Raw genomic sequence first — 19,703 nt, 5'->3', positions numbered from 1 at the left:
CGCCGTTCAATGCCGCGGAGGCTCAGGATAGTCAAAAAAGTACCAATGATGGGACGGGAACATGGTGGCGCCGATTTTGTCGGCTCAGTAGTTTGGATGGCATGAGGCCGATAGCAGATGGCGCATCGATGAGGCGATGGCGTTAAAGGCTTCTAAACGGGAGGAACCGCGATGAAACCTGATCTCGAGGTTGTGCAGATCAGGCCGGGCGAGTCGTTCACGGCTTGGTCGCACGGCTATCCGTTCCGCACGGTGCGCTGGCATTTCCATCCGGAGTACGAGTTGCACCTCATCGTCGCCACGCGCGGCCGCTATTTCGTCGGCGACTTCATCGGCGAGTTCGAGCCGGGCAATCTAGTGCTGACTGGCCCCAACCTGCCGCACAACTGGGTGAGCGATGTGCCGAAGGACGCGACGGTGCCGCTGCGCTGCCGCATCATCCAGTTCAACGAGGGCTTCATCGACGGCGCCATCAACACCTTCCCCGAGCTCGCGGCGCTGACGCCGGTGCTCGAAGCCTCGCGCCGAGGCGTGCTGTTCAGCCGGCAGACCAGCCGGCAGCTCGCGCCGCTGATGGAGGAGATCATGAATTCGCAAGGGGTGCGCCGCATCGAGCTATTCATGATGATGATGGGCCTGCTCAGCCGCGCCGAGGGCGCGCAAATGCTCGCCAGCGCAAGCTATCTGCCGGACCCGTCGGGCTACATGTCGGCCGGCATCAACAAGGCGCTTGCCTATCTGCGCGAGAACCTCACCCAGCCCTTCAGCGAGACGGACCTGGCCGCCATCGCCGACCAGTCGCCCAGCGTCTTTTCCCGCGCCTTCCGCCAGCACACCGGCATGACTTTGGTGCAGTATGTGAAGCGGCTGCGCATCAACCTGGCCTGCCAGATGCTGATGAGCGACGAGCAGGCCTCGATCACCAGCATTTGCTTCGAGGTCGGCTACAACACCCTTTCCAACTTCAACCGGCAGTTCCTCGCCGAAAAGGGCATGACGCCCTCGCATTTCCGGCGGCTGACACTGCACAACATCAACCTGGCGAAGGCGGCCTAGACGACAGACGGCTGCATCGAGATGTGGCCGGGCAAGCCGTTCCCGGCGAGGTAAGGCTTTGCCTGCACCACGGGTCTGTCAACATGGATAGGAAGACGAGGAACGCATGGCTCAGAAACTGATCGACAAGGTCGCCGCGGTCACCGGAGCGGCCTCCGGCATCGGGCTTGAATGCGCCCGCATGATGGTCTCGGAAGGCGCGCGCGTGGTGCTGGTCGACCGGGACGAAGAAGCGCTGCGTGCCGCCTGCGAGGGGCTTGGCAAGGCGGCGATCCCCTTGCGCGTCGATCTGACGGATGCCGCCGATGCCGCCCGCATGATGCCGGAAATCCTCGATCGCGCCGGCCGGCTCGATATCTTCCACGCCAATGCCGGCGCCTATATCGGCGGCGAGGTGGCGAGTGGCGACCCCGATGCCTGGGACCGCATGCTGAACCTCAACGTCAATGCCGCCTTCCGCTCCATCCGGGCCGTGCTGCCGCATATGGTCGAGCGCAAGACGGGCGACATCGTCATGACCAGCTCGATCGCCGGCCTGGTGCCATCGTATGGGAGCCGATCTACACCGCCTCCAAGCACGCGGTTCAGGCTTTCGTCCACACTGTCAGAAGACAGGTCGCCAAATACGGCTTGCGTGTCGGCGCCGTGGCACCAGGTCCGGTGGTCACCGCGCTCATCAAGGACTGGCCGAAGGACAAGCTCGAGCAGGAGCTTGCCGCCGGCGGACTGATGCAGCCGGTTGAGGTGGCGGAAGCCGTCATGTTCATGCTGACCAGGCCGCGCAACATCACCATTCGCGACCTTGTCATCCTGCCGCAAAGCAATGACCTATAGAGCAATTCCAGGAAAAGTGCGTAGCGGTTTTCCGTCCGGAATTGCGCGAAAAACAACATAGTTAGAGCAGTTCAGCGGAACATCGAACGCTGAACTGCTCTGAGGAACCGGACGGATCGGGCGAAGGATCTGAAGTCATGAGTAGCCATTTCATCGGCATCGACATCGGCACCGGCAGCGCCCGTGCCGGCGTCTTCGACGAAGCGGGCGCGCTGCTCGCATCCGCCAAGGCCGACATCGCCGTCTGGCACGCCGAAGGCCATATCGTCGAGCAATCGAGCAACGACATCTGGCGCGCCGTCGCGGCCACCGTCCGCGAGGCCGTGTCGCTCGCCGGTATTTCATCGCAGTCGGTGCATGGCATCGGCTTCGACGCCACCTGCTCGCTTGTCGTTCTTGGGCCGCAGGGCGCGCCGTTGACGGTCAGCCCGTCGGGAGATCCGGAGCGCAACATCATCGTCTGGATGGATCACCGCGCCACCGAGCAGGCGCGCAGGATCAACGACACCGGCGAGGAGGTGCTGCGTTATGTCGGCGGCACCATCTCGCCCGAGATGGAGACGCCGAAACTCTTGTGGCTAGCCGAGAACATGCCGCCGACCTTCGCCGCGGCGTGGCAATTCATGGACCTCGCCGATTTCCTCACCTGGAAGGCCACCGGCAGCCTGGCGCGCTCGACCTGCACGGTGACCTGCAAATGGACCTATCTTGCGCATGAGGCGCGCTGGGACGACGCCTATTTCCGCAAAATAGGATTGGGCGCGCTCGCAGACGAGAAATTTGCGCGGATCGGCACCGAGATCGTGGCGCCCGGCACGGCTCTTTCCAGCGGCTTGACGAAGGCGGCGGCGGCTGAGCTCGGCCTCTCGCCTGGAACGCCCGTCGCGGCCGGCATGATAGACGCCCATGCCGGTGGCATCGGCTCGGTCGGCGCGCGCGGCGGCGCCGGCGACGTGACGACGCGCATGGCCTATGTCTTCGGCACCTCGGCCTGCACCATGACGACGACCGAGCAGGCGGCCTTCGTGCCTGGCGTGTGGGGGCCTTATTTTTCCGCCATGGTGCCGGGCCTGTGGCTGAACGAAGGCGGGCAGTCGGCTGCGGGTGCCGCCATCGATCGCCTGGTCGGCATGCATCCTGCCGCCGTGGAGCTTGCCGGGATCGTGGCGCGAAACGGCCAAAGCCTCAGCCAATGGCTGGCGCAGGAGGCGGAACGGCGCGGCGGCGCGGCCAGGGCGGACAGGCTGATCGCCGGCCTGCATGTCGTTCCCGAATTTCTCGGCAACCGCGCTCCCCTGGCCAATTCCGACGCCCGCGCGCTGATCGCCGGGCTGGACATGGCGACCGGCGGCGACAGTCTCGTCGCGCTCTATCTCGCCGGCCTCTGCGGCCTCGGCTATGGCGCAAAACAGATCCTCGAGGCCATGCGCGCCTGCGGCATCGGGATCGACACCATCGCCATCAGCGGCGGCGCGGGACAGAGCCCGCTGGTGCGGCAGCTCATTGCCGACGCGACCGGCAAGGTGGTCTACGCGCCGACCTCTCCCGAGCCGGTGCTGCTCGGCTCGGCGATGCTCGGCGCCGTGGCCGCCGGACGCCACGCGGACCTTCCCGCGGCCATGTCCGCCATGTCGGAAGTGGGCGAGGTCTATTCGCCCAACCCTTCGCTTGCAGCCTGGCACAACAGGCGCTTTGAAGCGTTCGAGCGCCTGCAGGCCGCGGCGCTGTCGGTGCTGTCTGCCTGAGGCTCCATCGGGCGCTGAAAAGCGGCTGCCTGGCACGAACCGTTATGCCCCTCCGCCGGGAACCATCGCCCGGCAGAGGGGTTGTGTCGTCAGACTTCGAGACATGGAGGAAAGACGATGCGGACATTGACGATGGTCCTCATGCTTTCGGCCCTGGCACTGGCACAGCCGGTGTGCGCCCAACGGGCGGACCCGCAGCCGCCTCAGGCCCTGCCTCCGGCACAGGGGCCCTCGCTTGACCAGGCGCAACCCGATCAGCCACAGCCGAATCAGGCGCAACCCGATCCGGAAAGTCAGGGGCAGCGCTTCACCAACGTGGTGGTGGTTGCGATGGAGGACTTACCCGCTGAAGTGAAGACACAGGCGGAAGCAGTGGTCACCAGGACGACCGCGAAGGACTTGGCGAAATTGCAGAAGTCGATCGATGACTCGCCTGAGGCGGTATCGGTCCTGCGAGCGAACGGACTGAATTCCTCGCAAGTCGTCGCCGCCAACATCGATGGCGACGGTACGCTGACGCTGATCATCCAGACGACGACATGACCGGCGCCGCCAAGCGCCGCTGATCGGAACCCGGCGCCGGCCAAGATAGAACCAGATCCCGCGAAGGGGCCGCCATGGCCGAAACCGCAGTCCGCAACTTCACGCTCAACTTCGGACCGCAACACCCCTCCGCGCACGGCGTGCTCAGGCTGGTGCTGGAACTGGACGGCGAGGTCGTCGACCGCGCCGATCCGCATATCGGCCTGCTCCACCGCGGCACCGAGAAGCTGATCGAATACAAGAACTACCTGCAGGCCCTGCCCTATTTCGACCGGCTCGACTATGTGGCGCCGATGAACCAGGAGCACGCCTTCTGCCTCGCCGCCGAGAAGCTGCTCAAAATATCGGTTCCCCGGCGCGGGCAGCTCATCCGCGTCCTGTTCTGCGAGATCGGCCGGCTGCTGTCGCATCTGCTCAACGTCACCACCCAGGCGATGGATATCGGCGCGCTGACGCCGCCGCTCTGGGGCTTCGCCGAGCGCGAGAAGCTGATGGTCTTCTACGAACGCGCGTCCGGCGCCCGCATGCATGCGAACTATTTCAGGGTCGGCGGCGTGCACCAGGATCTGCCGCCGAAGCTTCTCGACGACATCTGGAACTTTTGCGATCCGTTCCTGAAAGCTTTGGACAACCTCGATGAACTGCTGACTGAAAACCGCATCTTCAAGCAACGCAATGTCGACGTCGGCGTAATCGGACAGGATGATGCCTGGGCCTGGGGGTTCTCCGGCCCGATGGTGCGCGGCTCTGGCGCCGCCTGGGACTTGCGCAAGGCGCAGCCCTATGAGTGCTATCCCGAGATGGATTTCGACATTCCGATCGGCAAGAACGGCGACTGCTACGACCGCTATCTCGTGCGCATGGAAGAGATGCGCCAGTCGGTGCGGATCATGAGGCAGTGCCTGGAAAAGCTGCGCTCGGCCGATGGCGCGGGACCCGTCGCCGTGCCCAACCAGAAGATCACGCCGCCGACGCGCGCCACCATGAAGCGCTCGATGGAAGCGACGATCCACCATTTCAAGCTCTACACCGAAGGGCACAGGGTGCCGCCTGGCGAGGTCTACGCCGCGGTGGAAGCTCCCAAGGGCGAATTCGGCGTCTATCTGGTCTCGAATGGCAGCAATGTTCCGTACCGCTGCAAGATACGCGCGCCGTCCTTCGCCCATCTCCAGGCGATGGACTTCCTGTCGCGCGGGCACATGATCGCCGATGTCGCAGCCATCATAGGATCGCTGGATATCGTCTTCGGCGAGATCGATCGCTGACTGGTGGCTAAGAGCATTCCAGGAAAAGTGCGTAGCGGTTTTCCGTCCGGAATTGCGTTAGCAGAAAGAGCAATTCCGGGAAAAGTGCGTAGCGGTTAGGCTCGGCGACTTCGCCGCAGCCTTCCGTCCGGAATTGCGTGAAAACAAAGGGTAGAGCGGTTCGGCGTTTCCGTGAAACGGTGAACCGCTCTAGCTGTCGACGGCGGCGAGAACAGGCAATTCCCCCGTCTCCGACAAAGTCCGGGATTGAACTTGCCGCGGCTCCATGAACCGCGGCAAATCGCTTCAGTGCATGAACACCGCTCTCAGCCAGGCAAGGATGCCTGAGCCTGGAGTGATGGCCGCGCGGACGCGGGACGCTGCCCAGCGTGCCGGCAGATTGGCGCCGACATGGCAATGGCAGACGACCTCGTGCAATTGCCAGTCACTGAGTTCGAAGAAGCGCTTCGCTTCGCCGTAAGTGTCGTCCTTCAGGCCCTGAGCACGAAAGATCGGGTCTTCGAAGGCGACAGTGATCGGCGATCCGGTGGAACGCATTCTTTCGCGCACGTCTGGAGTGGCGTATTCGGTGCCAGCAAGCGCCACGAGGCGCCGGCCGGGATCCTGCTCGAGAAGTTGCGCCCAGCGTTCGAGACGTTGGCCTCGACTGGCTATGAGAACCGCTGCTTCAGCATGAACGTCGGCAACGGCATTGAGTTGGTCTACGGTTTGATGCTTCAAGGCCGCCTCCTATGTCGGCAGATGATCACCCGCCCCGCAACGGAACTAAGGCGCTGCATGGCGCCGGCAAGGGCGAAATGGACGACAGGAAATCATTTGATCGCCATTCATGCCCTGCGCCGCCGAAATGCGCAGATATCGATGTGGAACCATCCCCCCTCGTGACCGTTCTGCCAGCGTCAGCCGCCGGCCAATCAGGTGTCGATGAAGCACCGGATGCGGCGGCCTATCCATCATGTTCTGGTCGAGCAGATATCCGGTTGCCGGAAACCGCATCGCGCCGACAGCTCGCCAGCGCAACGAGGGAATGATTTTATGGCCATTCTCCCCAATCCCGACCCGACACCAACGCCGGTCCCCACGCCGCCACCGTTTCCCGACCCGAAGCCGATGCGCGAACCGGATCCGGAGAGGCTGCCGGACGAGGAACCCGTCCCCAATCCGGATGAGAACGATGTGCCGCCCAAGCACTCGGGAGCGGGCGATCGGTCGACACGAAACCGTGCGGCCGGCTAGGCCGCCGGCGGCCGATCATCGGGCCGGACGGTCAGGCACCAGAAGTGCCTTCCGGCATTGCTCCCTGCGCACTTCCGAAGTGCCTCGCGCCGAAATGCTGGCGGAACCGACGGTTGAAGGTCGCCAGATCGCCGAAGAAGGAGATGTCCAATGCATAATCCGTTGCAAGAACATCAGCAGGAGACTGCACATCTCGTCGATGTGCGCGCTACCGAGATGATCGAGATCCAGGGCCCGACGATTCAGTTTCTGACGCCGCTTGCGGCGATCGGCTCAACTGCCGATGACGACGGTCCCTGCGTCATGCGGGGCACCATCCCGCCTGGCGTGTCGGTGCCGCTGCACAGCCATCACGATCCCGAGACGTTTCTCACCCTCTCCGGAGAGTTGGAGGGGCTTGCCGAATCCCGCCGCGGCTTCGAATGGATCCGCATCGAACCCGGCGATGTCTTCCACGTGCCGGGTGGAGCGAGGCACGCTTTCCGCAACATCGGCCAGGAGGCCGCGGTCATGAACATCGTCAGCACTGCGAGGATTGCCCGGTTCTTCCGGGAGGTCGGCAGGCCGGTCCCGGCTTCCGGCGAACCACCGCTCGGTCCGCCATCGGCCGAGACGATCCGGCACTTCCTCGCCACCGCCGAGAAATATGGCTACTGGAATGCGAGCCCGGAAGAGAATGCGAGAATAGGCATCGCGCTGCCGGACGCGTCGTGACCGATGCAGTCGGCATCCGGCCGCGAGGAATAGGCGGGAGGCGGCGAAGCGCCTCACCAGCACCTGCGCCGCAGTCGGCTTGTCCGCAATTCCGACATTCACGCTCTGACGGCGCGTAGGAAATGCAGGCCAAGCCAGTTGAGTGGGCCGCCCTCGATGCGTTCGAAACCTGCGTCCACCAGCGGTCCACGAAGACGCGCCACATCGAATTGGCCATGCAGGCCGTGCCTTGCCGACAGATGCCTGCGCTCGGCCACGGGGCCTGAATAGTCGACCAGCAACAGCCGACCGCCCGGTGGCAGAATACGCGCCGCCTCGCGCAGGCAAAGGCTGCGCCTTGCTTCCGGCACCATGTGCAGCACCGTCGTGAAAGTGACTACATCAAAGCGTCCGTCCTCGAACGGCAGGGCGGCTGCATCGGCATGATGAAACGCGATGTCGAGGCCCGCCTGACTGGCCTTGCGGCGAGCCGCGGCAAGCATCTTTTCGGAGATGTCGACGCCAACCACCGACCCGCCAGGCTGCACGCGGCGCCAGGCTGAAATCGCCTGCGTGCCGGTGCCGCATCCGACGTCCAGCAGTTGGAACCCAGGCGCCAGACCGGCCAGATCGAGCACAGCCTCGCGATAGGCCCGATCCCGCCCACGAGTTAGCAGGAGGACCAGCAGATCGTAGAGACGCGGAAAGCCGATGCCCTTGTTTTCTTCCGGGCCGATTGCGGCCCCGGCGGTGCCCATTTCGCTTCGCATATGGTGCATGTTCGTCACGTCCTTTCTTCAGCAGCGCAGAGCCAGCTACAGCGACTGCCAACTGGTGAAGTTTCGAAACAGTCAGTATGATAATGCACCCTCTGTCCGGAATCTTCGACGGACGATGGAGGCAGAATGTCCGCTAGTGGACAATCCGAGTGCGCTGTCCTGGAAAAGGCACCGAGGGTACAGGTAAAGGAGCAGTGACCCATGCCGCGGGAGATTGATCGCCGAGCCGCCCGTACCCGCAAAGCCCTTCATCACGCGCTACTCACGCTCATGCTGCAAAAGGGCTACGAGGCCCTCTCTGTGCAGGACATCATCGACGAAGCCGATGTCGGCCGCTCAACATTTTATGCACACTATACCGGCAAAGAGGATCTTCTGCGGAGCGGTTTCCAGATGCTTCGGGAGGAACTCCGGGAGGCGCAGTCCACCGCGCGTGAGAAAGCCGGAGTGCCACACGACGACCCACTTGGCTTCAGCGCCACGATGTTCGAGCATGCAGCCCGGTATGCCGACCACTACCGGACGATGATTGGCGGGCGAGGCGGCGCCGTTACGGAGAACGAAATCCGCCTGATCCTTTCGGAGGTGGTGCGGCAGGAACTTTCCTCCACCCTCCAAGACGATGCCATCCCGCGCGACTTCGTCGTGCAGTTCATCGTCGGCGCCTTCCTTACGGCTCTGAACTGGTGGTTCGAGCGGAAGCCCGGACTGCCGCCGTCCACGGTTGACGCCATGTTCAAAAGCCTGGTGCTCGACGGGCTTTCATCCTTCAGCGGTGGCCGCCGGTCCGGCGATCATCCGACTACAAATCGCGGTGCGCATCGATCGAATCTCAAAGACCGGGGCTGATCGAGCTCATCCAAATCGCGCCGGCGTCCACGCCCCGCCGGCTTTATTCGACTCAACCGCCGCCGCAACGAACTTCACACCTCGCGCGCCGTCGACCACATCGGGCACCTGGGCCGCGCGCGCGGCATCGACCGCTTCGCCCGAACGATGCGTGCGGATGATGTCGGCGGCGTCGCGGTAGAAATTGGCGAAGGCCTCGATATAGCCTTCCGGATGCGCGGCCGGCATGCGCGAGATGCGCCGGGCTTCCGCCGTCGATCCGTGGCCGCCGCGCACCAGCGTGCGCGTCTCCTCCCCATAGGGCGAGAAACGCAGCTCCTCCGGCCGCGTGCCCGACCATTCGAGCCCGGCCTTGTCGCCATAGACCCTCACCGAGAGGTCGTTGTAATGACCGGGCGAGGTCTGGCTGGCGAGGATCGTGCCGCGCGCGCCGCCCGTCCAGCGCACCATGACATGCGCATTGTCGTCGAGCCGCCGTCTCGGCACCGCCGTGAACAGGTCGGCCGAGACCGCCTCGGCCTCGAAGCCTGGGATGAAGCTCGCTAGGTTGAAGGCGTGGACGCCGATGTCGGCGAGCACCGCCGACTGCCCGGCGCGCGCCGGGTCGGTGCGCCATTCCGCCTGCTTCTGGCCCTCGGCGTCGATCGGCTTGGTCAGCCAGTCCTGGATATAGGCGCCATGCACGGAAACGATACGGCCGAGCGCGCCCGCCGCCACCATCTCGCGCGCCTGGCGCACCATGGCGTAGCCGGTGTTGTTGAGGGTGACGACGAAGCGGCGCTTCCTGGCTTTGGTCAGCGCCACCAGCGCTTCGGCCTCGGCAAGCGTCGTCGACAGCGGCTTGTCGCAGATGACGTCGATGCCCGCTTCAAGGAACGCGGTGGCGATCGGCGCATGCAGATGGTTGGGCGTGACGATGACCACCGCCTCGATGCCGTCCGGCCGCGCCGCTTCGGCTTTCGCCATGGCACGATAGTCGGCATAGCTGCGCTCAGGCGCGATGCCGATCTCCGCCGCCGAAGCAGCCGCATTTTCGGGATCGGAGGACAGCGCTCCCGCGACCAGCGAAATCTGGTCGTCGAGCCGCATGGCCAGCCGGTGCACGGCACCGATGAAGGCGTTGCGGCCGCCTCCGACCATGCCGACCGACAAGCGTTTGCGCGAGGTTCCGTCGGCGGTTGCATCGACCATGGTTCGTTTTTTCCTCCCGGATGGCTGTCATTGGCAGCGCAGGACTATAGGGGTCTCCCCGCCAATTTCGAACAGTCTTTCCAAATTTTGTTTTGTAAAACGATCGTGCCGCACTAGCCTTGCGCGAAAACGGGAGGAGAGTTCGGGCGATGAAGCGTCGCATGACTGCCGGTCGGCTCACCGAGGCTATGGAAGCAGGACAATCGCTTCAGGTTTTGAGTTCGCTCTTTTTCCCGGGCGCCGGCGCTGCCCCCCACCTGCCTGCCCGTCCTCCGCAGCAGCTGCGCTGCAGCTGCGGAGGGTGGACCGGCAGGCACTCCCCGTATAGTGACGGGGAGAGGGGTGCTCTCATCGCCGGTTTCGTCAATCGCCAGCGTTGCAGGAAGGGCGCCGGGGCTGCAGCCAGCCCCCTTCTCCCCGTCACTATACGGGGAGAAGTGCCCGACAGGGCGATGAGGGGCAGCGCCGACTTCGACGATTCGTGGTCTCGACCACGAGTTTGGGTCCATTCATACGCGATAGCTCAAAGGCCCATCCCATGAGCGGCGCGCGAACCTCACCCGGGCGGGCCGGCACCGGCGAGAGCGCTCCCCGCAAACAGGGCCGTTCGCTGGCAGCGCTTGGCTACACCAAGCCGCAGACCTATGAAGAACTGCGCGCCGTGCTCTCGTCCGGCACCGTGCATTTTCCGAAGCGGTTGCGCCAGGTCGCCATCTTCCTGTGGCAGCATCCGAGCGACGTCGCGCTCGGCACCATCGCGCAGGTGGCCGACCAGGCCGGCGTGCAGCCCTCGACGCTGGTGCGCTTCGCGCAGATCTTCGGCTATGCCGGCTTTTCCGATTTCCAGGGCCTGTTCAAGGACCATATGAAAGGCTCCTGGCCGGAGGGACGCCAGCAGGACAACCAGGAGCCGGCGGCCGAACCCAACGCCAACCTGCACTTTCTCAACGGTATGGTCGGCGCCTCGCAGGCCTCGCTCGGCCGCATCGGCAGCGGCTTCGACATCGACAGCTTCGAAAAGATGGTCGACCTGCTGGCAGGAGCCGAGCTGATTTACGTCATCGGCAGCAAGCGCGCCTTCCCCGTCACCACCTATCTGTCGCTGACGCTGTCGCAACAGGGCGTACGCAATGTGCTGGTCGACAATGTCGGCTCGACCGCTCTCGACCAGGTCGGCTGCATAAGCCGGCGCGACGCGGTACTTGCCGTCTCCTTCAGCCCCTATAACTCGATCACGCCAGACCTGGTCGCCGTCGCGCATGAGCGCGGAGCGCGCATCGTCACCATCACCGACAGCACCTTCTCGCCGCTGGTGAAGCTCTCCGACACCTGGCTCGAAGTGGTCGAGTCCGACTTCGCAGGTTTCCGCTCGCTTGCCGCCTCGCTCGCGGTCGGCATGGCTTTGGTCCACGGCGTCGTCGCACGCCGGACAGGCTGACGGCGCGATTGACTATCAGGAACTGTCGTTCCATATTTGAAAAAATAGAAACTTTGTTCCGGGAGGAGGAATGGAGGTTCGGCTCGACGGCAAGGTGGTGCTGGTCACCGGCGCGACGCAAGGCATCGGCCGCGCGATCGCGGAGATTGCCGCGCGCTCGGGCGCTGCCGGTCTGCTGATCACTGGCCGTAACCGGAAGCGCGGCGACGCTGTCGCGGCGGAACTGTCGGCCATGGGCGCGCCTGCCGCTTTCGTCGCCGCCGACCTCGGCGACCCGCAGACTCCGGCGCTGCTCGCCGCTGCATGCATCGAGCGCTTCGGCCGCATCGATGGGCTGGTCAATGCAGGGGCTCTGACCGACCGCGCCTCCTTCGTCGATGCCGGCCTCGACGACTGGGAATCATTGTTCGCCGTCAATGCCCGCGCGCCGTTCTTCCTGATGCAGGCGGCCATCGCCGACATGAAGAAGCGCGGACAGGGCGGCGCCATCGTCAACATCCTGTCGATCAACGCGCATTGCGGCTCACCTGAGCTTGCCGTCTATTCGGCCACCAAGGGCGCGCTGGCGACGCTGACCAAGAACGCCGCCAACGCCCATCGCTTCGACCGCATCCGCGTCAACGGCATCAATGTCGGCTGGACCGACACGCCGGCCGAACGCGTCATGCAGACCGAGACCCTCGGCCATGGTCCGGGTTGGCTCGACGCCGCCAACGCCGCACAGCCCTTCGGCCGGCTGTTCTCGGTCGACGACATCGCCAACCTCGCCGTGTTCCTGCTTTCCGACGCGGCCGGACCGATGACCGGCGCGCTGATCGACCAGGAGCAATGGGTGATCGGAGCGAACCGGTGAGCCCAGCGCACGGCGCAAGCCTCGGCCCTGCCCTGCTCGGCGACCTATCGTCCAAGGTCCGCAAGCCGGCTTACGATCGCTCGGCGCTCAAGCCGGGCATCGCGCATATCGGCGTCGGCGCCTTCCATCGCTGCCATCAGGCCGAATACACCGACGATCTTCTGGCCAAGGATTTCGACCGCTGGGGACTGGTCGGCATCAACATCCGCCCGCCTTTGCTTGGCCAAACGCTTGGCCGGCAAGGTGGCCTCTACACGCGGCTGATCCGCCAGAACGACGAGGTCGAGGCCCGCGTCATCGGCAGCATCGTCCGGGTCGTCGACAGCCAGGACAGCGCGGCGCCGGCGCTCGAAGTGCTTTCCTCTCCCGACATCGAGACGGTCACCATGACGGTGACGGAGAAAGGCTATTGCCACATTCCGTCGAGCGGCGCGCTCGACCTCGATCACCCCGACATCGTCTATGACCTCGCCAATCCGCAAGCGCCGCGCAGCGTGCCCGGCATGCTGGCTCGGGCGCTGGAGTTGCGCATGGCTTCGCATGGCAGGCCGGTGACGCTGCTTTCCTGCGACAACATCCCGGCCAACGGCATCATCCTCGGCAATGTCGTGCGGACAATCGCCGAGCGGCGCGGCAACGGACTGGCGGAGTGGACTGCCGCCAACGTCGCCTTCCCCTCGGCCATGGTCGACCGCATCGCGCCGGCGACGACGGAGGCCGATATCGACACTGTCGAGCGGCGCTTCGGCTATCGCGACAGCGCCGTCGTCGTCGGCGAGCGCTTCCGCCAATGGGTGATCGAGAACCGCTTCGCCGGCCGCATGCCGCGCTGGGACCTTGTCGGCGCCGCCTTCGTCGACGAGGTCACCCCGTTCGAGCATCTCAAGATGCGGGTGCTGAACGGCGCCCAGACAACGCTCAGCTATCTCGGCGTTTTGGGCGGCTTCGAACATACATTCGAAGCGATCGCCGATCCGCTTCTGGCGACCTTCGTCCGCCGCATGCTGATGGAAGAGACGCTGCCGACGCTGATGCCGGTGCCCGGCATCTCGCCGCCTGCCTATGCCGAGCAGAGCCTTGCGCGCCTTGCCAACACCGCGATCCGCCACCGCAACCACCAGATCGCCACCGACGGCTCGCAGAAGATCGTGCAGCGCCTGCTCAACCCGATCCGCGACCGCCTGGCAAAAGACGAGAGCATCGCGCTGCTGTCGGTTCCCGTCGCCGGCTGGATGGCTTATCTGGTCAAGGCTTCCGCGCGTTTCGGCCGCGCCTGGCATGTGTCGGATCCCTTTGCCGAGAAGATCGCGGCAATCGCCGAGCGCGTCGGCGCTGACAGCAACGAACTGGCCAATACAATCCTTGCCATCGATGCCATTTTCGATCCGTCGCTCGCAGCCCATGACACATTCCGCGCAAATGTCGTCGCCGCCCTTGAGGGACTGCTCTCAGAGAATCCGATGGCCTTCGTGAAGTATGTCTGCACTGAGCCAATAGATGCGTGGTTGAAGCATCCAGCACGATCTGCATAGTACGGGAAGGGAGGCATCATGAAGCTTGGATTGCTCACGGCACCATTTCCGGATACTCCGCTCGGCGAGGTCGCCGACTGGGCAAGATCCGCTGGCTTCGAAGCGCTTGAGATCGCCTGCTGGCCGAAGGCTTCCGGCGCCAGCCGCCGCTATGCCGGCACCAGCCATATCGACGCCGCCAACACATCCGCCGCGCAAGCGAAGGACATCGCGGCCGAGCTTGCCGGCAAGGGCCTGACCATCTCCGGTCTCGGTTACTATCCCAATCCCCTGCATCCAGATCAGGCGCATCGCGAGGCCGTGATCGATCACCTCAAGAAGGTGATCGTGCTGGCCAGCCACGTTGGTGTCTCGCTCGTCAACACCTTTTGCGGCGGCGACGCCTCGAAGACCGTCGACGCAAACTGGGAGACAGCGCAAAAGGTCTGGCCCTCGATCATCGCCCATGCCCGCGAGCACGGCGTCAAGCTTGCCTTCGAGAACTGCCCGATGATCTTCAGCTATGACGAATGGCCGGGCGGGCACAATATCGCCTACTCGCCTTACGTCTGGCGCCGCATCCTCGAAGCCTGGGGCGGCGACGTCGGCATGAATTTCGACCCCTCGCATCTCGTCTGGCAGATGATCGACAAGGAGCGCTTCATCCGCGAGTTCGGCCCGCACATGCAGCATGTGCATGCCAAGGACCTGATGATTGATCATGATGGTTTGTACGAGCGCGGAATCCTTTCGGCCGGCATAGGCTGGCAGGTGCCGCGCATGCCGGGGCTGGGCGACATCAACTGGAGCACCATTTTTTCAGGGCTCTACCGGGCCGGATATGACGGGCCGGTCATCATCGAGCATGAGGACCGGCGCTTCGAGGGGAGCGACGACAAGGTGAAGCGCGGTTTCCTGCTTGCCCGCGACGTGCTGCGTCCCTTCGTGAAATGACAATAAGCAGGGCTCCGATACATCGGAGCCCTGGAACTGCAACTGACAGCCAATGTGGAGGAGCACTGAAATGAAGAAATACCTGACCATGGCCCCGCTGCTTGCCGGCGTCGCCCTGCTTGCCTCGGTGGGCGTTTCGTCCGCCGCCGGCAAGTACACGATCGGCATTTCCAACACCGTGCAGGGCAATGGCTGGCGCGAGGAGATGATCTGCGCCATGAAGGCCCAGGCGCTCGCTTCCGGCGAGGTGGCGAAGCTCAACATCGCCCACCGCAACACCGATGCCGCCGGCCAGCTCGAGGATATCCGCAACCTGATCAGCGCCAAGGTCGACGCCATTGTCGTCAACCCGGCCGATCCTGCCGGCATCAAGTCCGGCCTCGAGGAAGCCACCAAGGCCGGTATCGTCGTCGTCGCCGTCGACCAGGCGGTGACCGAGCCGTCCGCCTACATCATCTCCAACAACCAGGAACAATACGCCTATCTCGGCGCCAAGTGGCTGTTCCAGCAGATGGGCGGCAAGGGCGAGGTGCTCTACATGCGCGGCGCCGCCGGCGCTTCCGCCGATAGCGATCGCGACAAGGGCTTCAAGCAGGCGCTGGCCGAATTCCCTGACGTGAAGGTCGCGCAGGAGGTCTTCACCGGCTGGCAGCAGGATCAGGCCAAGCAGCAGATACTCTCCTTCCTCGCCACCGGAACGCCGATCAACGGCATCTGGACCTCCGGCATCGACAACGTCATCGTCGACGCGCTGGTCGAGCAGCAGGCGCCGATGGTGCCGGTTGTCGGCGCCGACAATGCCGGCTTCGTCGGCCAGCTGAATACGGTCAAGGATCTGGTGGGTGCCGCCGTCACCAACCCCGGCTCGATCGGCGGCGCCGGCGTCACGCTGGCGCTGCAGATCCTCGACGGCAAGAAGCCGGCGCAGCAGACCGTCCTGGTCGAGCCGCAGCTCTGGGAGAATGCCACCGATGAAGGCAAGGCCAAGGTGAAGACTGCCGCCGACCCGTCTCTCAGCCCCGAATGGCCGGTCTCGATCTCGATCCCGGATTGGACCACCTACACCAAGGACCAGATCGTCGCCTGCAAGGGCCCGGGCGAATAAGCGCCTGATCTGAACGGAAGCGCGAGGACGCCGGACTAAGGTCTGGCGTCCTTGCCATTTGATTTGGCACGCATAATTTGAGCCGTTGGACCCAGACGCTTTGATCACCAACCCTCTCCTCGACGCCATGGGCGTGGCAAAGAATTACGGCGCTGTCGCCGCGCTGCGCAACGCCTCGCTGTCGGTGTTGCCGGGCGAGGTCCATGCGCTGATGGGCGCCAACGGCGCCGGCAAGTCGACCTTGGTGAAGATCCTCACCGGCGCAATCCGGTCGGACGCCGGCCACGTCCTGATTCGCGGCGAGGCCCGCGACGTGCGCTCGCCCGCCGCCGCGCGCCGTGCCGGCCTGCTGCCGGTCTACCAGGAACCGGCGCTGATCCCCGATCTGGATGTGCTTTCCAATCTCAGGCTCACCGGCACCCCGGTCGAGCCGTTCCGTGCCTGGGTGCGTGAGCTCGGCATTCCCAACCTCGACATACGCGAGACCGCGCGCCACATTCCGCTGGCCGTCCTGCGCGTGCTCGACCTGGCGCGCGCGCTCGCCGTCGAGCCCGACGTGCTGCTGCTCGACGAGATGACGGCCGCACTGCCCGCCAACCTTGCCGAGAAGGTGCTGGAAGTGGTGCGCCGCCAGGGCGACAGCGGCCGTTCGGTGATCTTCATCTCTCACCGTTTCGTCGAGATCTCGGCGCTCTGCGACCGCGCCACGGTGCTGCGTGACGGCGTCACCGTCGGCGTCGTCGACATCGAGCCGGGCGTCGAGGAAAAGATCGTCGAGATGATGCTTGGCGCCCGCATCGAGAAGACCAGCGTCGCCGCCGCGCGGATGGCAAATGAGACGCCAGCCGCCAAGGACAGCCACCCTCGGCTCGCGGTCCGCAACCTGCAGCTCGGCACCAAGCTGCATGACGTCTCCTTCGACCTCGCCAATGGGGAGGTGGCCGGCGTCGTCGCGCTCGAGGGCCAGGGCCAGGACGAGCTCTTCGCCGCGCTTGCCGGCTCGATCCGGCCGGCCGGCGGCACGATCGCGGTCGATGGCGCGCCAATAAAGTTTTCGCACCCGAGCGACGCCATCCGCGCTGGCATCGCCTATGTGCCTGGCGACCGTACCGAGGCGCTCGCCATGCAGCGCTCGGTGCGCGAGAACATCGCGCTTCCCTTCAGCGCCGCGCCGCGCAAATGGGGGCCGATCCGGGTGCGGCGCGAGCGCATGGTCGTTTCCAGCGCCATCGCCCGACTGCAGATCGACACCCGCGCGCAGGGCGAGGTGCAGCGCCTTTCCGGCGGCAACCAGCAGAAGGTCACCATCGCCCGCTGGATCGCTGCGGATGCCCGCACCATCCTTTGTTTCGACCCGACGCGCGGCATCGATGTCGGGACCAAGCAGGAGATCTACAAATTGCTTCGCGAGCTCGCCGGCCTCGGCAAGTCGGTGCTGTTCTACACATCCGAGCTGGAGGAAGTACAGCGTGTCTGCGATCGCGTCATCGTCATCTTCGGCGGCCGCGTCGTCGACACTTTCCCGGTCGAGCTCGCCGACGAGCCGGCGCTGATGCGGGCGGCCTACGGCCTGCCGCGCGGCGCCAGGGAGGATGTCGGCATCCTTGCCGACATCAGGCCCGCCTCCGATACGGAGACCGCGCCATGACCCGCTTCCTCCGCAACCAGGGTTGGGTCGCCGGCCTGCTCGCCTTGCTCATATTCCTCTTCGTCGTCACCAGGCTGATACAGCCGGGCTATGGCAGCGGCGACTTCGGCTCGCTGGTCCGCGCCGTGCTGCCCTATGCCTTCGCCGTCGCGGCGCAGACCGTCGTCGTCATCGCCGGTGGCATCGACCTCTCGGTAGCCGCCATGATGGCGCTGACAAGTGTGACCGCCGCCTCGATGATGAACGGCGCCAGCGAGGAATATGCGTTCTTCGTCGTGCCGTTTGTGCTTGCGATGGGCCTCGTGCTCGGCGCGCTGAACGGCTTGCTCATCGTCGTCACCCGCGTGCCGGATATCGTCGTCACCTTGGCCACTTTGTTCGTGCTGCAGGGGGCCGCGCTTCTGGTGCTCGACGCGCCCGGCGGTGCCGCCGCCGAGTGGCTGAAGGCAACCGTCGTCGGCACCATGCCGATCCCCGGCCTGCCGGATTGGACCGACGCCTGGGTTCCGAAGGCGCTGGTGCTGCTCGTCGTCTGCCTCTTCGTCGTCTGGCTACCGCTCAGGCGCTCGCGCCTCGGGCTTTCCATCTACGCCATCGGCAGCAACGAGCTTGCCGCCTTCCGCAGCGGCGTGCCGGTGGCCCGCACCAGGATCTTCGCCTATGCGCTCTCCGGCCTGTTCGCAGCGCTTGGCGGGTTGTCGCTCACCATCAGCACCGGCATCGGCGCACCGATTCCGGGCCCCTATCTGCTCGCCAGCGTCGCGGCAGTGGTGCTGGGCGGCGTCGCGCTCGGCGGCGGCAAGGGCGGGCTGCTCGGACCGATCATCGCCGTCTTCGTGCTCAGGCTGGTGCGCACCGACCTGACGCTGCTCGCCATCGACCCCAACGTCACCACCATCATCGAGGGCGCGATCATGGTCGCCGTCGTGATGTTCGGCGCCTTCATCACCATCCGGGGGCGCCCGGCAGGAGCTACGCCATGACGACCAGCGCGACCATGCCCCAGGCGGCCTCCTTCGGCGGCCGCCTGAAACGCTTCATGGCGGACCGGCCGCTCATTCCGCTGGTCATCCTGCTGGTCATCCTGGTGATGATCCTGCAGATCCTTCGCCCCGGCATCGTCAACGAGCGCTGGATCGCCAATACCGCGAAGTTCGCCATCCCACTGGCGATCCTCGCCGGCTGCCAGACCATGACGATGCTCACCGGCGGCATCGACCTCTCGGTCGGCACGGTGGCGACGATGAGCGCCTTCATCATGGCAACGCAGATCGTCAACCAGGATCCGGCGGTGGCATTTGTCCTCGCCATGCTGCCGGCGGTGCTGATCGGCCTCGTTAACGGCGTGGGCGTCGGTGTTTTCCGCGTCCATCCGCTGATCATGACCCTGGGCACCAGCTTGATCGGCACCGGCTTCCTGCAGGTCTACCAGCGCACCGTGATCGCGTCCGGCGCCAGGATTCCGGATTTCCTCAACTGGCTGGGCACCGGCCTCACCTACGGCTTTCCCAACGCCCTGTTCCTGTTCGTGCCGGTGGCGGTGCTGATCGTCTTCACCCTCAACCGCACCGGCTTCGGCCGCCTGCTCTATGCCGTCGGCGACAATGAGCGTGCAGCACGCCTGTCCGGTGTCCGCTACTGGCAGGTGATCACCGCGCTTTACGTCATCTCCAGCCTGCTCGCGGGCATCACCGGCCTGCTCTATATCGGCCTGATCAAGGCCCCGTCGCTGTCGCTCGCCGAGCCGCTGGTGCTGCCTTCGGTGGCCGCGGCGGTCATCGGCGGCACCTCGATCTTCGGCGGCCGCGGCGGCTATATGGGCACCATCATCGGCGCGCTGATCCTGACCGTGCTGACGACGCTGCTCACCATCCTGCACATGCCCGAAGGCGGCCGCCGCATCCTCTTCGGCTTCATCGTGCTGTTCGTGACCGCGGCGTATTTGAGGATCATCGAGGATAGGTAGGATTTTGAGCTAAGGTGGCCCATCCCTGTCGCATCGG

General features: G+C 64.9%; 17 protein-coding genes and 1 pseudogene. 15 read left to right on the top strand and 3 right to left on the bottom strand.

All coding sequences use genetic code 11. From position 1 onward, the window contains the following. The first annotated feature begins 171 nt into the window (after positions 1-171). The 5 genes and pseudogenes from EH240_RS00575 (at position 172) to EH240_RS00555 (ending at position 5,443) form a co-directional block, all read left to right on the top strand. Positions 172-1,056, top strand: coding sequence for a helix-turn-helix domain-containing protein (locus EH240_RS00575; protein ID WP_124995472.1), 885 nt, complete (start codon positions 172-174; stop codon positions 1,054-1,056). Positions 1,057-1,162: 106 nt separating this feature from the next. Continuing rightward, positions 1,163-1,890, top strand: a pseudogene (locus EH240_RS00570) (SDR family oxidoreductase). Between the two features lie 137 nt (positions 1,891-2,027). Next, positions 2,028-3,635, top strand: a complete 1,608-nt coding sequence (locus tag EH240_RS00565; protein ID WP_124995471.1) for an FGGY-family carbohydrate kinase — start codon at positions 2,028-2,030, stop codon at positions 3,633-3,635. A 117-nt stretch (positions 3,636-3,752) separates the two neighbouring features. Then, the gene (locus tag EH240_RS00560) at positions 3,753-4,178 is read left to right on the top strand and encodes a hypothetical protein (RefSeq protein ID WP_124995470.1); all 426 of its coding nucleotides are present in this window, start codon (positions 3,753-3,755) and stop codon (positions 4,176-4,178) included. 74 nt (positions 4,179-4,252) lie between these two features. Beyond that, complete coding sequence (locus EH240_RS00555; protein ID WP_124995469.1) at positions 4,253-5,443, top strand: NADH-quinone oxidoreductase subunit D; 1,191 nt, start codon at positions 4,253-4,255, stop codon at positions 5,441-5,443. A 285-nt stretch (positions 5,444-5,728) separates the two neighbouring features. Here the strand turns inward: EH240_RS00555 and EH240_RS00545 are convergent, their stop codons facing one another. Further along, positions 5,729-6,163 (bottom strand): hypothetical protein, encoded by a 435-nt coding sequence (locus EH240_RS00545; RefSeq protein ID WP_124995467.1) that lies wholly within the window; start codon positions 6,161-6,163, stop codon positions 5,729-5,731. Between the two features lie 666 nt (positions 6,164-6,829). Here EH240_RS00545 and EH240_RS00535 point away from each other — a divergent pair. Further along, a complete protein-coding gene (locus tag EH240_RS00535) occupies positions 6,830-7,393 on the top strand; it encodes a cupin domain-containing protein (protein ID WP_124995465.1) in 564 nt (187 codons plus the stop codon). A gap of 98 nt (positions 7,394-7,491) precedes the next feature. On the opposite strand, the gene EH240_RS00530 is transcribed toward EH240_RS00535, so the two are convergent. Then, complete coding sequence (locus EH240_RS00530) at positions 7,492-8,151, bottom strand: class I SAM-dependent methyltransferase (protein WP_245435803.1); 660 nt, start codon at positions 8,149-8,151, stop codon at positions 7,492-7,494. Positions 8,152-8,352: 201 nt separating this feature from the next. Between EH240_RS00530 and EH240_RS00525 the strand changes: the two genes are divergently transcribed. Then, positions 8,353-9,000, top strand: coding sequence for a TetR/AcrR family transcriptional regulator (locus EH240_RS00525; RefSeq protein ID WP_124995463.1), 648 nt, complete (start codon positions 8,353-8,355; stop codon positions 8,998-9,000). Positions 9,001-9,006: 6 nt separating this feature from the next. Here EH240_RS00525 and EH240_RS00520 read toward each other — a convergent pair whose 3' ends face one another. Next, positions 9,007-10,191 (bottom strand): Gfo/Idh/MocA family protein, encoded by a 1,185-nt coding sequence (locus EH240_RS00520; protein ID WP_124995462.1) that lies wholly within the window; start codon positions 10,189-10,191, stop codon positions 9,007-9,009. 538 nt (positions 10,192-10,729) lie between these two features. Between EH240_RS00520 and EH240_RS00510 the strand changes: the two genes are divergently transcribed. From EH240_RS00510 to EH240_RS00475, 8 genes are all read left to right on the top strand, one after another. Further along, the gene (locus tag EH240_RS00510; RefSeq protein WP_124995461.1) at positions 10,730-11,629 is read left to right on the top strand and encodes a MurR/RpiR family transcriptional regulator; all 900 of its coding nucleotides are present in this window, start codon (positions 10,730-10,732) and stop codon (positions 11,627-11,629) included. 70 nt (positions 11,630-11,699) lie between these two features. Beyond that, complete coding sequence (locus EH240_RS00505) at positions 11,700-12,482, top strand: SDR family oxidoreductase (protein ID WP_124995460.1); 783 nt, start codon at positions 11,700-11,702, stop codon at positions 12,480-12,482. Then, positions 12,479-14,014 carry a mannitol dehydrogenase family protein gene (locus EH240_RS00500; protein WP_245435797.1) on the top strand — a complete coding sequence of 512 codons (1,536 nt, stop codon included), beginning with the start codon at positions 12,479-12,481 and terminating at the stop codon, positions 14,012-14,014. The genes EH240_RS00505 and EH240_RS00500 overlap by 4 nt, the downstream gene beginning before the upstream one ends. Before the next feature lie 18 nt (positions 14,015-14,032). Further along, entirely contained in the window at positions 14,033-14,947 is a 915-nt protein-coding gene (locus tag EH240_RS00495) for a sugar phosphate isomerase/epimerase family protein (RefSeq protein ID WP_124995458.1), read from the top strand. Positions 14,948-15,017: 70 nt separating this feature from the next. Beyond that, positions 15,018-16,052: an ABC transporter substrate-binding protein gene (locus EH240_RS00490; RefSeq protein ID WP_124995457.1), complete on the top strand. Its 1,035-nt coding sequence runs from the start codon at positions 15,018-15,020 to the stop codon at positions 16,050-16,052. Positions 16,053-16,152: 100 nt separating this feature from the next. Continuing rightward, positions 16,153-17,700, top strand: coding sequence for a sugar ABC transporter ATP-binding protein (locus EH240_RS00485; protein ID WP_124995456.1), 1,548 nt, complete (start codon positions 16,153-16,155; stop codon positions 17,698-17,700). Continuing rightward, positions 17,697-18,683, top strand: coding sequence for an ABC transporter permease (locus tag EH240_RS00480; RefSeq protein ID WP_124995455.1), 987 nt, complete (start codon positions 17,697-17,699; stop codon positions 18,681-18,683). Before EH240_RS00485 ends, EH240_RS00480 begins: the two co-directional genes overlap by 4 nt. Continuing rightward, the gene (locus EH240_RS00475) at positions 18,680-19,666 is read left to right on the top strand and encodes an ABC transporter permease (protein WP_124995454.1); all 987 of its coding nucleotides are present in this window, start codon (positions 18,680-18,682) and stop codon (positions 19,664-19,666) included. Before EH240_RS00480 ends, EH240_RS00475 begins: the two co-directional genes overlap by 4 nt. The last annotated feature ends 37 nt before the right edge of the window (positions 19,667-19,703 follow it).

Origin of the sequence: Mesorhizobium tamadayense (assembly GCF_003863365.1) — a bacterium.
In the GTDB taxonomy this organism is placed as follows: domain Bacteria; phylum Pseudomonadota; class Alphaproteobacteria; order Rhizobiales; family Rhizobiaceae; genus Mesorhizobium; species Mesorhizobium tamadayense.
This window is presented reverse-complemented; position numbering and strand designations above follow the sequence as displayed.